Raw genomic sequence first — 12,985 nt, forward strand, 5'->3', positions numbered from 1 at the left:
CCGCCGGGGGGGGCCGGGGGGCGCGGCGCCCCGGGCGGCGGCGCGGCGGCCGGCCGGCTGCGGACGTACGTCCCCTGGTGCCGCCGCGACGCGGACCCGGCGGCCGGCGGCTGCTGGCCGCGCTGCTCGTCGTCGGCCTGCTCGCCAGCGTGCTGCCCTGGTGGCTGGACACCCCGGCCGGATCGCTGCGGTCGACGGCCGCCACGCTCACCGCCGCCGGCCGGATCACCGGGCTGGTCGCCGGCTACCTGCTGCTCGTGCAGGTGCTGATGATGAGCCGCCTGCCGATCCTGGAGCGGTGGGCCGGCGGCGAGCGGATCGCCCGCTGGCACCGCGACGTCGGGGCCACCCTGCTGGTCGCCGTGCTCGCGCACGCGTCGCTGATCCTGGTCGGCTACGCCGACCTGGAGGACAACCCGGTGCTCACCGAGGCCGGCGTGCTGCTGCGCGACTACGAGGACATGGTCTCCGCGTTCGCCGCCGCCGGCATCCTGGTGCTGGTCGGCCTCACCAGCATCCGGGCGATCCGCACCGCGCTGCCCTACGAGCTGTGGCACGCCCTGCACCTGTCGAGCTACGCGGTGCTGCTGCTCGGCTTCGCCCACCAGTTCAGCAACGGCGCGCAGCTGTTCCGGCCCGGCCCGGTGCGCACCGGTTGGATCGCGATGTACGCGTTGGTGCTCGCCGCCCTGCTCTGGGGCCGGGTGGTCGCGCCGCTGGCGTTCAACCTGCGGCACCGGCTGCGGGTCGCCGACGTGGTGGCGGAGAGTCCGGACACGATCTCGATCTACCTGACCGGGGAGCGGCTGGAGCGGCTGGAACTGCTGGGCGGGCAGTTCTTCCGCTGGCGCTTCCTCGCCCGGGGCTGCTGGTGGCAGGCGCACCCGTTCTCGGTCTCCGCCGCCGCCAACGGCCGCTGGCTGCGGCTCACCGTCAAGGTGGTCGGCGCGCACACCGCCGACCTGCGCGACCTCGAACCGGGCACCAAAGTCTGGGCGGAGGGGCCGTCGGGCACCTTCACCGCCGCCCACCGGACCCGCGAACGGGCCCTGCTGATCGCCGGCGGCAGCGGGATCACCCCGATCCGGGCGATGCTGGAGGAACTGCCGCCCGGCGCCGCGCTGATCTACCGCGCCCGCACCCCGGGCGACGTGCTGCTGCACCGCGAGCTGGACTGGCTCGCCGAGGCCCGGGACACCGCGATCTGGTACGTCGTCGGCTCCCGCCACGATCCCGGCCCGCGCCAGGTGATGAGCCCGGACGGGCTGCGCCGGCTGGTGCCCGACCTCGCCCGGCGCGACGTCTATCTCTGCGGGCCGCCCGGCCTGGTCGAGCAGTCGCTGCGGGTGCTCCGCGAGGCCGGCGTGCCCCGCCGGCAGATCCACCTGGCCACGTTCGAGCTGTAGGAAGGCTTCCATGCGTCGCGCCCTGCTCGCGATCACCGGCCTGGCGGCCGGCACCACCGCGATGGTGGTGCTGAAGGGCTCGCCGGGCACCAGCCCGGTCGCCCAGGACCTGCCGGCGGCGCCCCCGCCGGTGGTGCCCGCGCCGGCCGGCCCGACCCCGGGCGGCGGGAAGGTCTCCGCCCCGCCGTCGCCGGCCCGCACCAGCGCGTCCCCCCGGCCCGGTCGCACCGCCACCCGGGCGCCGGCGAGCCGGCCCAGCGCCACCACCCGGGCGCCGTCCGCGCCGCGCACCACCACCAAGCCGCCGCCCGCGCCGACCACCCGCACCGTCACGGGGCCGGTGGTGGAGAACGAGTACGGCAACGTGCAGGTGCAGATCACCCTCTCCGGGACGCGGATCGTCGACGTGGTGGCCCTGGAGCTGCCCGAGGAGACCGCCCAGTCCGACCAGCGCAGCGAGCAGGTCGACGGCCGCTACAGCGGCAGTTCCGGGCTGGTGGTGCAGCGGCAGAGCGCCGACGTGGACACCGTCTCCGGGGCGACCGCCACCAGCACCTCGTACAAGAGGTCGTTGCAGGCCGCGATCGACCGGGCGAACTGACGTGCCGGTGTTGGCGGCGGGGCGGCGCGGGCCGGCCGGGGGCCCGCCGGCGAGCAGGCCGGGGCTGCGCCGCGTGGAGCAGGTCATGGGCACCGCGATCAGCCTCGACCTCGCCGACGACCTGCCCGCCGCCGAGCTGGACGCGCTGGCCGGGGAGGTGTTCGCCTGGCTGCGCGAGGTGGACGCCCGGTTCAGCACGTACCGGCCCGACAGCGAGGTGTGCCGCGTCGACCGGGGCGAGCTGCCGCTCTCCGGGGCCGGCGCCGACCTGCGGGCCGTGCTGGCGTGCTGCGCCGACCTGTGGAAGGCCACCGACGGCTTCTTCGACGCGTACGCCACCGGGCGGCTCGACCCGTCCGGCTACGTCAAGGGCTGGGCGGTGCAGGTCGCCTCGGACCGGCTGCTCGCGGCCGGGGCGGCGAACCACTGCCTGAACGCCGGCGGCGACGTGCGGGTACGCGGCCACTCCCCGACCGGGCAACCGTGGCGGATCGGCGTCCGCCACCCGTGGGACGCGATGTCCACCTGCCTCGTGCTCACCGGCACCGACCTGGCCGTGGCCACGTCCGGCGTCTACGAGCGCGGCCACCACGTGCTCGATCCGCGCCGGGGCGTGCCGGCCCGGGGGCTGCGCTCGGTCACCGTGGTCGGGCCGGACCTGGGGCTGGCCGACGCGTACGCCACCGCGGCCGTCGCGATGGGCCCGGCCGGCGTCGGCTGGCTGGACGGCCTGCCCGGGCACCAGCACGCGGTCGTCACCGACGACGCCCGCCTCCTGCACTCCACCGCCCTGCCCCTGGCCGGCTGAGCGTCAGCGGAACGGGCGGGTGGTGGCGGGGCGGGAGCCGAGGGGGCGGGGGCGGCCCGGGCGGGAGCCGACGGGACGGGTGACCGGCCAGCGGCGGCGCGGCCGGTGGCGCCGTGGTGGCGGCTCCGTGCCGTCCGGCTGGCGCGCGGTGTCGTCGCTGGACATGTAACCCCCCGCTCCCGGCGCGGGTGCGCCGTCGCCGTGCTCAACGAGCGCCGGCCCTCCGGCGTCGCTGTCGAGCCGGCGTCACATGCCCCGGCGCGGCAGCGGCAGGTGACCGGGGAGCAGGTCGGAGGTGACCGTGACCCCGGTGGCCCGCAGGGCCTCGATCAGCGCGTTCTGCACCAGATAGGAGTCGGGCAGTTGCCAGCGGGCCTGCTCGGGCGCGACCGCCCACCGGACGGTGCCCTCCGGCAGCCGGGTCGGCGGGGCCGGGATCCAGGAGCCGGGGCCGTGCCGGACCACGTGGAAGCAGTGGTCCAGCTCGGGGCGGAGCGGGTCGCCGGGGCGGACCAGGAACATCCAGCGGCCGGTCGGGGTCACCAGCACCGGCCCGCGTACGCCGACGCCGGCCGGGTGCGTCCGCACCGCGTCCAGCACGTGCCGGCCGAGGTGCGTGGGGACCTCCAGCACGTCGAACGCCCGCCCGGTGGGCAGCAGCACCCCGTGCGGCCGGGTGCGCCACCAGGTCGCGACCCGGGCCGGGTCGGCGCTCGCCGCGTGCTCCCAGTTCTCCAGCGCGGGGTGGCAGCCGACCGTCGGGCAGCCGGCCCGCCCGCAGACGAAGCGGCTGCGGGCGAGGCAGGCGCCGGGGGTGACGTCCCAGCCGTGCACGGCGTACCGCACGGCCACCCGGCGCAGCCGCACCCGTTCCAACGGGGACAGTTGAACGACGCGCGGCGCGACATTCCCCCACATGTGCCATCTCCCCTCGCCGGACCCCGGCCGGTGCCCAGGTCGCATGTCGAGCACCGTCACTGCCGTAACCCGCGATCGTTGAGCTGACGAACGGCTGATGCAACTTGCACGAAAACTACGAGAACTGGCTGTACGGCTGACGCACACGCTGTGCGACCAGCGAAAACCTGAAGACGTACGGATCGATCGCCGTATCCGGCAGGACCGGCCGGCACGCCCGCTCGAGCAGGCACAGGGGAAGGAACGGGTGGATGGACGAGTTACCCATCGGGCGGCGGGTGGCCTACTGGCGGGGGCGGCGCAAGATGTCGCAGCAGGTCTTCGCGGACCGGCTGGGCAAGTCGAAGAGCTGGGTCGACAAGGTCGAGCGCGGAGTGCGCCGGCTGGACAAGTTCTCCGTCCTCTACGAGATCGCCGACATCCTCCAGGTCGACGTGCAGCTGCTGCTCGGCAAGGACCCGGAGCGGCGTACGGACGCGTTGAACTGCATCGACCAGGTGGAGGTGCAGGAGATCCGGGCGGCCCTGGAGCGGTACGACTCGATGAGCGCGTACTTCGACGCCGCGCCGTGCCCGCCGCCCCTGACCGACATGCGCAAGGCCGTCAACCACGCCTGGCTCACCTACCAGTACGGCCGCTACGGGATGCTCACCCGGGCGCTGCCGAAGCTGCTGCGCGACGCCCAGGCCGCCGACGCCGGCCACGGCGGCGACCAGGCGGTCGAGGCGGCCCACCTGCTCGGGCAGGTCTACCAGATCGCCTCGTCGGTGCTGCGCAAACTGGGCGAGTGCGACCTGGCCTGGCTGGCCGCCGACCGCTCGATGGCGGTGGCCCAGCGCGCCAACGACCCGCTGCTGGCCGGCATCGCCACCACCCGGGTCTGCAACGCGCTGGTGGCGATGGGCCGGCCCCGGCCCGCGCTCGAACTCAACGTCACCATCGCCAACCGGCTCGCCCCCGGCTGCGGCAACGCCGCCGATCCGGCCCTGCTGTCGGTCTACGGGATGCTGCTGCTCCAGGGGGCGATGGCCGCCTCCCGGATCGGCGACTCCGCCACGGTCGGCGACCTGATCAACGGCGCGCAGGAGGCGGCGAACCTGCTCGGCGGCGACCACAACCACTACTGGACCTCGTTCGGGCCGACCAACGTGGAGCTGCACCGGGCGGCGGCGGCGGTCGAGCTGGGCGACGGGGGCCGGGCGGTCGAGGTGCACCAGCAGCGCATCCAGGAGCCGGCCTTCGGCGCCCTGCTGCCGGAACGCCGGGCCCACCACCTGCTCGACATCGCCCGGGGCTTCGCCCAGATCGGCGACGTGGCCAACGCCGGCGAGATGCTGCTGCGCGGCGACCGCCTCGCCCCGTCGGAGATCCGCTGCCGGCCGATCGCCCACGAGGTGATGTCGGATATCCTGCGTCGCACACGTGGTGCGCCGCCTTCTCCGATTGCGGAGTTGGCTGAGCACATGGGAGTTGGGGTATGAGCGCGGAGTCGGCCTGATGACCGGCCCGCGCCCGAGCAGCGAGCGCCGCGAGGTGCTCTACGTCATCGCCTGCGGTTCACCGCTGGCCCGCCACGTCGGCCGGCTCGTCGAGCTGGCCCAGCAGGACGGCTGGGACGTCTGCGTGGTCACCACGCCGGACGGCGCCAAGTTCGTCGACCGGGCCGCGCTGGCCCGGCAGACCGGCCATCCGGTCCGCACCCACTACAAGAATCCGGGCGACCTCGACGTGCTGCCGCAGGCCGACGCGATGATCGTCTGTCCGGCGACGGTCAACACCGTCAACAAGTGGGCGGCCGGGATCACCGACACACTGGCCCTCGGGCTGCTGGTGGAGGCGCAGGGGCTGGGGGTGCCGGTGGTGGCGGTGCCGTACACGAACGCGGCGATGGCGGCCCACCCGGCCTTCCGGGCCGGCATCGCCCGGCTCGCGGAGTGGGGGGTCACGGTGCTCTTCGGCGACCACGTCTTCCCGTTGCACCCGCCCGGTACCGGCGAGCGGCACGTGCACGCCTTCCCGTGGGCCCTGGGCCTGGACGCCGTACGGGACCGGCTCTGCCCCGTCGCCTGACGCGCGCCGGAGGGTCCCCGGCCGACGTACGACGTCAGCCCGGGACCCTCCGGCGCACCGGGACCACGGCGGGACACGCCGTCGTCCCGGTGGGCGACACCCCCGGCCACGGCCCGCGCCGGTAAGCTGGCCCGCCGTGAGCACCAACGCAGTCCCGCCGACCGTCGCCGACGTGGTCGCCGAGCTGGAGCGGCGCTATCCGCCGGCCTGGGCCGAGGACTGGGACCGCGTCGGGCTGGTGCTCGGCGAGCCGTGCGCCCCGGTGCGCCGGGTCCTCTGCGTGGTCGACGTGGTGCCGGAGACGGTGGCCGAGGCGCTCGACGCCGGCGTCGACATGATCGTCGCCCACCATCCGCTGCTGCTGCGCGGCGTCTCCTCGGTGGCCCCCACGACCTTCAAGGGCCGGATCGTGCACCGACTCATCAGATCCGACGTGGCGCTGTACGTCGCGCACACCAACGCCGACGTGGCCGCCCCGGGGGTCTCCGACGCCCTCGCCGCCCGATTCGGGCTGACCGGGCTGCGCCCGCTGCACCGGCCCGCACCCGGAACGCCCGCGCACGGCGACGGCCGGGGGATCGGCCGGATCGGCGAGCTGCCGGAGCCGATGACGCTGGCGGAGCTGACCCGGCACGCCGCCGCCGTGCTGCCCCCCACCGCCTGGGGAGTTCGCGCCGCCGGGGATCCCGGGCGTATGGTTCGTACCCTCGCGGTCAGCGGCGGCGCGGGGGACGGCTTCCTCGCCGACGCGACCGCGGCCGGGGTGGACGCGTTCCTCACCGCCGACCTGCGCCACCACCCGGCCGGCGAGCACCTGGCCGCCGACGGTCCGGCACTGCTCGACGCCGCCCACTGGGCGACGGAACGACCGTGGCTGGACGACCTGGCCGTCCTCCTGCGGGAGGCGACGGGTGTCGAGACGCTGGTGTCCGACCTGGCCACCGACCCGTGGACCGTACACGCCGCCCCACCCGCGGTGGACGACAAGGAGCCCCGACTGTGAAGGCTGACCCCCAGGTCCAGCGCCGCCTGCTCGATCTCCAGGCGATCGACACCACCCTCGCCCAGCTCGCCCACCGGCGCCGTTCGCTGCCCGAGCGGGCCGAGCTGGACGCGCTGGCCCGGGAGCTGTCCGCGCTGGAGGACGAGCGGGTCCGCGCCCAGGTGGCGGTCGACGACCTGGACCGGGACATCGCCCGCATGGAGAAGGACGTCGACCAGGTGCGGGCCCGCAAGTCCAAGAACGAGGCCCGGCTCGCCGCCGGCACCGGCCCGGCCCGGGAGCTGGAGGCCCTCCAGCACGAGCTGGTCTCGCTCAACCGCCGCCAGGGCGACCTGGAGGACGCCGAGTTGGAGCTGATGGAGCAGCGGGAGACGGCCCAGGGCGTGCTGGACGGAGTCGAGAAGCGGCTCGCGGAGGTGCGGGAGAAGCGCGACGCCGCCGAGCGGCGCCGCGATGAGAGCCTGGCCGAGATCGCCAAGGAGGAGGAGTTCAAGCGCGGCGCCCGCCAGCCGCTGGCGGGCGACCTCCCGGCCGACCTGGTGCAGCTGTACGACAAGATCCGCGAGGACACCGGGCTCGGCGCGGCGCTGCTGACCGCCGGCCGGTGCGGCGGTTGCCGCCTGGAGCTCTCCGGCGCCGACGTGGCCCGCATCCGCAAGGCGGCCCCGGACGAGGTCGTCCGCTGCGAGGACTGCCGGCGGATCATGGTCCGCACCAACGAGTCCGGGCTGTAGCCCGTGGCGCCGCGCGTGGTCGTCGTCGAGGCCGACGGCGGATCCCGGGGCAACCCCGGCCCGGCCGGCTTCGGCGCGGTGGTCCGCGACGCGGACACCGGCGAGGTGCTGTCCGAGCGGAGCGAGTCGATCGGCGTCGCCACCAACAACGTCGCCGAGTACCGGGGGCTGATCGCCGGGCTGGAGGCCGCCGCCGAGCTGGGCGCCGCCGAGGTCGAGGCCAGGATGGACTCGAAGCTCGTGGTCGAGCAGATGTGCGGCCGCTGGCAGATCAAGCACCCAGGGCTGCGCCCGCTCGCCGCGCAGGCCGCCGGGCTGGTGAACCGCTTCGCAGCCGTACGGTTCCACTGGATTCCCCGGGAACGCAACCGGCACGCCGACGCCCTCGCCAACGCCGCCATGGACGCCGCCGCCGGCAAGGCGCCGGCCCGGGCCGCCGTCGCGCCGCCGCGCGTCGTGGAGCCGCCGCGCGAGGTCGCCGGCCCCGACTCGCCGGCCCGCGCGAGGGCCCGCGAGGTGGCCGCCCGCGCCGCGTCGGCGACCACCACCGGCACCGACCCGGCCACCGCCCCCGCCTCCTGGGAACCGCGGCCGAGCTTCACCGCCACCCGGCTCATCCTGGTCCGGCACGGCGAGACGGCCTTCACCGAGCAGCGCCGCTACTCCGGCCGCGGCGACGTGCCGCTGTCCGAGCGCGGCCGGGCCCAGGTCCGGGCCACGGCCGCCCGGGTGGCCGGGCTGGCCCCGACGGTCGCGGCCGTGGTCAGCTCGCCCCTGTCCCGGTGTACGGCGACCGCCGAGGCGATCGCCGAGGCGATCGCCGGGGCGCTCGGCGGCGTGCCGGTGCGCCGCGAGGACGACCTGATCGAGTGCGACTTCGGGGCCTGGGAGGGGCGCACCTTCGCCGAGGTACGCCAGGAGTGGCCGGGCGAGATGGACGCGTGGCTCGCCTCGACCCGGGTGGCTCCGCCGGGCGGCGAGTCGTTCGTCGACGTCGCCGAGCGCTGCCGCCGCGCGGTCGACGGGCTGTGCCGGGCGTATCCGGGGGAGACCGTGGTGGTGGTCTCGCACGTCTCGCCGATCAAGCTGGTGCTGCGCGACGCCCTCGCGGCCAATGACGGCTTCCTGCACCGGCTGTTCCTGGACGCGGCCGGCATCTCGGTGCTCGACACGTGGCCCGACGGTGGCGTCGCCGTCCGTACGGTCAACGACACCGCGCACCTCGCCGCGATCTGAGCCGGGCGGCCGGCCGTCCGGCCGCCCGGGGTCGCCGTTCGGCGCACGCCGTCCGCCGTTCGGCGCAGCAACTTCCTCCCGTCGAACGTGACCCGGCTCACAGGGTCGTAGCCTCCGGCCGTCATCAGTGCCGATCTACGACACGCGGAGGTTTGTCGCAATGGCCGCACCCGAACCGGAGGCGCCGACAGCGGCGCGCTCCAGGGCGAAGGACCACAGCCCCTGGAACTGGTTGCTCTTCATCCCCATCGTGGTGCCCCTGATCCCGGTCTTCTTCAACGCCGACTCGCCCCGGTTCCTCGGCTTCCCGCGCTTCTACTGGCTCCAGCTCGTCTACATCCTGCTCGGCGTGGCCACCACCACGCTGGTGTACCAGATGACGAAGAAGCGGGCCGGCACGCCGTCGGGCGGGCCGGGCGACACGGCGGCGGGTGATCGCTGATGTGGCGCGACCACCTCACCGAGATCATCGTCTTCTCGGCGCTCTTCCTGCTGGTCAGCGGGATGGGATTCGTGGCGGCCCGGTGGCGGGCCCCGAAGGACATGGCCCACCTCGACGAGTGGGGGCTGGGCGGGCGCAACTTCGGCGGCTGGATCACCTGGTTCCTGGTCGGCGGTGACCTGTACACCGCGTACACCTTCGTGGCGGTGCCGGCGCTGATGTTCGGTGCCGGCGCGGCCGGCTTCTTCGCCGTCCCGTACACCATCGTCATCTATCCGCTGGTGTTCCTGGTGCTGTGCCGGCTCTGGTCGGTCTCGCACCGGCACGGCTTCGTCACCCCCGCGGACTTCGTCCGCAAGCGGTTCGACTCGCCGGTGCTGGCGCTGCTGATCGCGATCACCGGCATCGTGGCGACGATGCCGTACATCGCGCTGCAACTGGTCGGAATCGAGGCGGTGCTGAAGACCATGGGGGTCACCGGCGAGAGCACGCTGGCCCGGCACCTGCCGATCATCGTCGCCTTCGCCATCCTGGCCGCGTACACGTACCAGTCGGGGCTGCGCGCGCCGGCGCTGATCGCGTTCGTCAAGGACACGCTGATCTACATCGTGATCCTGGTGGCGGTGCTGTACCTGCCGTACAAGCTCGGTGGCTGGGGCGAGATCTTCGACGCCGCGGACGCGAAGTTCGACGCGTCGCCGAACCCCAACGACGGGGTGCTGCTCAACGCCAACAACCAGCTCCAGTACGTCACGCTGGCGTTCGGCTCGGCGCTGGCGCTGTTCCTCTACCCGCACAGCATCACCGGCGTGCTGGCCAGCCGGAACCGCGACGTGATCAAGCGGAACATGTCGGCGCTGCCCGCGTACAGCCTGCTGCTCGGCCTGATCGCGCTGCTCGGCTTCATGGCCATCGCGGCCGGGGTGAAGCCGCTGCCCGGGTCGAAGGAGGGCACCGTGGACAGCAACACGGTGGTGCCGGTCCTGTTCGACCAGCAGTTCCCCGACTGGTTCGCCGGCGTCGCGTACGCGGCCATCGGCATCGGCGCGCTGGTGCCGGCGGCGATCATGTCGATCGCGGCGGCGAACCTGTTCACCCGCAACATCTACAAGGAGTACCTGAAGCGGGACGCCAGCCCCGCGCAGGAGGCGAACGTCTCCAAGATCACCTCGCTGGTGGTGAAGGTCGGCGCGGTGGCGTGCATCGTCTTCCTCGACCCGCAGTTCTCCATCGACCTCCAGCTCATCGGCGGCGTGATCATCCTCCAGACGCTGCCGGCGGTGGCGCTGGGCCTCTACACCCGCTGGTTCCACCGGGGGGCGCTGATCGGCGGCTGGATCGCGGGCATGGGGCTGGGCATGTGGATGCTCTACCAGATCCCGAACGCCGCGACCGGCCGCAAGCACTTCGGCGGCTCGGCGTTCCCGCTGGCCGACTTCGGCTTCGACACCCCGAAGACGATCTACGTCGGGATCGTGGCCGTGCTGGTCAACCTCGCGGTCGCGGCGCTGCTCACGGTGGTGCTGCGGGCGGCGAAGGTGCGCGACGGCGGCGACGGCACCACGTCGGACGACTACTTCGCCGACGAGGGCGACCCGCGCGTCGTGCCCGGCCCGCACCGGGACGCCGACGCGGCCCCGGAACCGGTCGCCTGAGCGTCTCCCGGACCGCGTCGCCCCCGGCCCGTACCGGCCGGGGGCGACGCGGCGGGAGTGGACGCCCTTCGTACGCTGACGACCATGACGAGACGCGCGCTGGTGGCCGTCCTCGGCGGCTCCGCCGCGCTGCTGCTGCTGGTGGTCGTCGGGTGTGTGGGGGCCGTGATCCGGGTCGTCAGCAACGACCCGGGCGACACTCCCGAGTGCCGGGAGTCCGTGCGCGCCGAGGAGGCGAAGGTGCGCACCAACCGGTGGGACCCGCCCCAGGAGCTGCCGGACCTCGGCGATTACCTGGAGATCCACTGGCAGGTCCATTCCCTCTCGGGCGAGCCGTGCGGCCGCGCGCCGGGTCCGGTGGACTGGGCCTACCAGGGCGTGGTCCGGCTGCGTCCGGAGGACGCGCGGACGCTGGCGCAGCGGTACGACTTCGTGCCGTACGCGCCCGCCGCCCCGGCTCCCCACTCCGGCAGCCCGGCGGACGCCTGGCCCGCTCTCGCGCCGTTCCTGCCGACCGCGCCCCGCTGGCTGTACAGCCGGGCGTACGACGAGGCGACCCCGTCCACGCGGTGGCGGACCGCCTTCCTGGACGTCGCGCACCGGACGTTCTTCTTCACGCTCCACGACCACTAGGCCGTATTCCAGAGGCGGGCTACGCCGGCTCGACGGGCAGCCAGAGCTCGCGGGTCGCGGTGCTGAGGTCGTCCGTCGGCTCGGGCACCGCGACGATCTCCGGGCCCGGCCGCAGCCGCCACGGGTTGAAGGGAAACCACTCGGCTGCGGCCGCGGCCCAGATCTTCTGCAGGGTCTGCGGCTGCGGCCCCACGGCCCGGATGACCACCCAGCGGCCCGCCGGGACCTCGATGACCTCGAGATCGCCCCGGACCGGCGTGCTCGGGGACACGGCGACCCCGTGCAGGTAGGTCAGCTCGCTGCCTTCGTCGTAGTCCGCGTCGAGGTCATCGAAGACCGCGAGCAGGCCGCCCGGCTCAGTGTCGCCGAGTGCCTTCAAGCGCAGGTGCTCCTCTGCCGGCAGCGCGGCGATGTGCTGCTGGATGTGCGGGTTGATGCCTCGGTGGATCAGTGGAACCCGGACAGCGTGCCCCACGAGCCAAAACGCGGGATGGTCGACGATGCGGGTTTCCATGCGTTCGCTCCCTTCGGCAGTTGGGCGGAACCTCAAGCTGTAGTGCTGTGCGACAGTGCCTCCGTATCGTGACCGGCTCTGTTGCGGCACACCCGACAGAGGCGGAGCGGAAAGTGTCGGGTGATCGGGATCGGTGCCGCCACACGATGGGGGCATGGACGACACGACACTGGTATCCCGGTTCCTTCGCGACGGCTTCGTGAAGTTGGCGGGCGCCGTCGCACCGCGCGTGGCCGCGGACTGCGCGCGGCTGCTGTGGCGGGAGACGGGCTGCGACCCGGACGACCCAGCCACCTGGACGCAGCCCGTGCACTGGGTGCCCGGCATGGCGCAGGGGCCGTTCGCCGCCGCACCCAATTCACCGTTCCTCCATCACGCGTACGACCTGCTCGTCGGCGCGGGACGCTGGGAGCCGCGTTACTCGCTGGGCACGTTCCCGTTGCGCTTCCCGCACAAGGACGAGCCGAACGACGCGGGCTGGCACATCGAGGGCAGCTATCTGCCTGAGGGTGCGAGCTGGTACTTCACGAACGTTCGCTCCCGGGGCCGGGCGCTGCTGATGCTGTTCCTGTTCAGCGAGATCGGTGCGGAGGACGCCCCGACACGGATCCGGGTCGGCTCACACCTCGACGTGCCGAAGGTGCTGGAGAAGTACGGGGAGGACGGGGCGAGCGGGCTGGACCTCGCGCCCGAGCTGGTGGCGGCGTCCGACCACCGGCCACTCGCCCTGGCCACCGGGTCTCCTGGCGATGTCTTCCTGTGCCATCCTTTCCTGGTGCACGCGGCGCAACCGCACCACGGGACGCGGCCGCGCTTCATTGCCCAGCCGCCGCTGGTGCCGGCCGCGCCGTTCGAACTGGAACGGGCCGACGGTGCGTACTCGCCCGTGGAGATCGCGATTCGCCGAGGACTCGGGCAGGACACCCCCGTTCCTGAGGTACGGGGGAGGCGGGGACAACGGTGAG

General features: G+C 73.9%; 14 protein-coding genes. 12 read left to right on the plus strand and 2 right to left on the minus strand.

Translation table 11 applies throughout. From position 1 onward, the window contains the following. From ACLQ22_RS12955 to ACLQ22_RS12965, 3 genes are all read left to right on the plus strand, one after another. The coding region (locus ACLQ22_RS12955; protein ID WP_425692483.1) for a ferredoxin reductase family protein at positions 1–1,406 on the plus strand (1,406 nt) is incomplete at its 5' end. A gap of 10 nt (positions 1,407–1,416) precedes the next feature. Then, complete coding sequence (locus ACLQ22_RS12960) at positions 1,417–2,007, plus strand: FMN-binding protein (protein ID WP_121400374.1); 591 nt, start codon at positions 1,417–1,419, stop codon at positions 2,005–2,007. An 85-nt stretch (positions 2,008–2,092) separates the two neighbouring features. Then, the gene (locus tag ACLQ22_RS12965) at positions 2,093–2,815 is read left to right on the plus strand and encodes an FAD:protein FMN transferase (protein ID WP_425692484.1); all 723 of its coding nucleotides are present in this window, start codon (positions 2,093–2,095) and stop codon (positions 2,813–2,815) included. 246 nt (positions 2,816–3,061) lie between these two features. Here ACLQ22_RS12965 and ACLQ22_RS12970 read toward each other — a convergent pair whose 3' ends face one another. Continuing rightward, positions 3,062–3,733 carry a bifunctional DNA primase/polymerase gene (locus ACLQ22_RS12970; protein ID WP_425692485.1) on the minus strand — a complete coding sequence of 224 codons (672 nt, stop codon included), beginning with the start codon at positions 3,731–3,733 and terminating at the stop codon, positions 3,062–3,064. 251 nt (positions 3,734–3,984) lie between these two features. Between ACLQ22_RS12970 and ACLQ22_RS12975 the strand changes: the two genes are divergently transcribed. From ACLQ22_RS12975 to ACLQ22_RS13010, 8 genes are all read left to right on the plus strand, one after another. Beyond that, the gene (locus ACLQ22_RS12975) at positions 3,985–5,214 is read left to right on the plus strand and encodes a helix-turn-helix domain-containing protein (protein ID WP_425692486.1); all 1,230 of its coding nucleotides are present in this window, start codon (positions 3,985–3,987) and stop codon (positions 5,212–5,214) included. A gap of 16 nt (positions 5,215–5,230) precedes the next feature. Then, complete coding sequence (locus ACLQ22_RS12980) at positions 5,231–5,803, plus strand: flavoprotein (RefSeq protein WP_425692487.1); 573 nt, start codon at positions 5,231–5,233, stop codon at positions 5,801–5,803. A gap of 172 nt (positions 5,804–5,975) precedes the next feature. After that, positions 5,976–6,806 carry a Nif3-like dinuclear metal center hexameric protein gene (locus ACLQ22_RS12985; RefSeq protein WP_425692766.1) on the plus strand — a complete coding sequence of 277 codons (831 nt, stop codon included), beginning with the start codon at positions 5,976–5,978 and terminating at the stop codon, positions 6,804–6,806. Next, the gene (locus tag ACLQ22_RS12990) at positions 6,803–7,540 is read left to right on the plus strand and encodes a zinc ribbon domain-containing protein (protein ID WP_425692488.1); all 738 of its coding nucleotides are present in this window, start codon (positions 6,803–6,805) and stop codon (positions 7,538–7,540) included. The genes ACLQ22_RS12985 and ACLQ22_RS12990 overlap by 4 nt, the downstream gene beginning before the upstream one ends. A gap of 3 nt (positions 7,541–7,543) precedes the next feature. Further along, on the plus strand, positions 7,544–8,776 hold the full coding sequence (locus ACLQ22_RS12995) for a bifunctional RNase H/acid phosphatase (protein ID WP_425692489.1): 1,233 nt from the start codon (positions 7,544–7,546) through the stop codon (positions 8,774–8,776). A gap of 160 nt (positions 8,777–8,936) precedes the next feature. Beyond that, positions 8,937–9,218 (plus strand): DUF3311 domain-containing protein, encoded by a 282-nt coding sequence (locus ACLQ22_RS13000; RefSeq protein WP_425692490.1) that lies wholly within the window; start codon positions 8,937–8,939, stop codon positions 9,216–9,218. After that, entirely contained in the window at positions 9,218–10,873 is a 1,656-nt protein-coding gene (mctP, locus tag ACLQ22_RS13005; protein ID WP_121400382.1) for a monocarboxylate uptake permease MctP, read from the plus strand. Before ACLQ22_RS13000 ends, mctP begins: the two co-directional genes overlap by 1 nt. An 84-nt stretch (positions 10,874–10,957) precedes the next feature. Then, the gene (locus tag ACLQ22_RS13010; RefSeq protein WP_425692491.1) at positions 10,958–11,506 is read left to right on the plus strand and encodes a hypothetical protein; all 549 of its coding nucleotides are present in this window, start codon (positions 10,958–10,960) and stop codon (positions 11,504–11,506) included. 19 nt (positions 11,507–11,525) lie between these two features. Here the strand turns inward: ACLQ22_RS13010 and ACLQ22_RS13015 are convergent, their stop codons facing one another. After that, a complete protein-coding gene (locus ACLQ22_RS13015) occupies positions 11,526–12,020 on the minus strand; it encodes a GyrI-like domain-containing protein (RefSeq protein WP_425692492.1) in 495 nt (164 codons plus the stop codon). Positions 12,021–12,174: 154 nt separating this feature from the next. Here ACLQ22_RS13015 and ACLQ22_RS13020 point away from each other — a divergent pair, with 154 nt between their 5' ends. Then, positions 12,175–12,984: a phytanoyl-CoA dioxygenase family protein gene (locus ACLQ22_RS13020; protein WP_425692493.1), complete on the plus strand. Its 810-nt coding sequence runs from the start codon at positions 12,175–12,177 to the stop codon at positions 12,982–12,984. The last annotated feature ends 1 nt before the right edge of the window (position 12,985 follow it).

The organism is Micromonospora sp. DT178 (assembly GCF_049841695.1).
In the GTDB taxonomy this organism is placed as follows: domain Bacteria; phylum Actinomycetota; class Actinomycetes; order Mycobacteriales; family Micromonosporaceae; genus Micromonospora.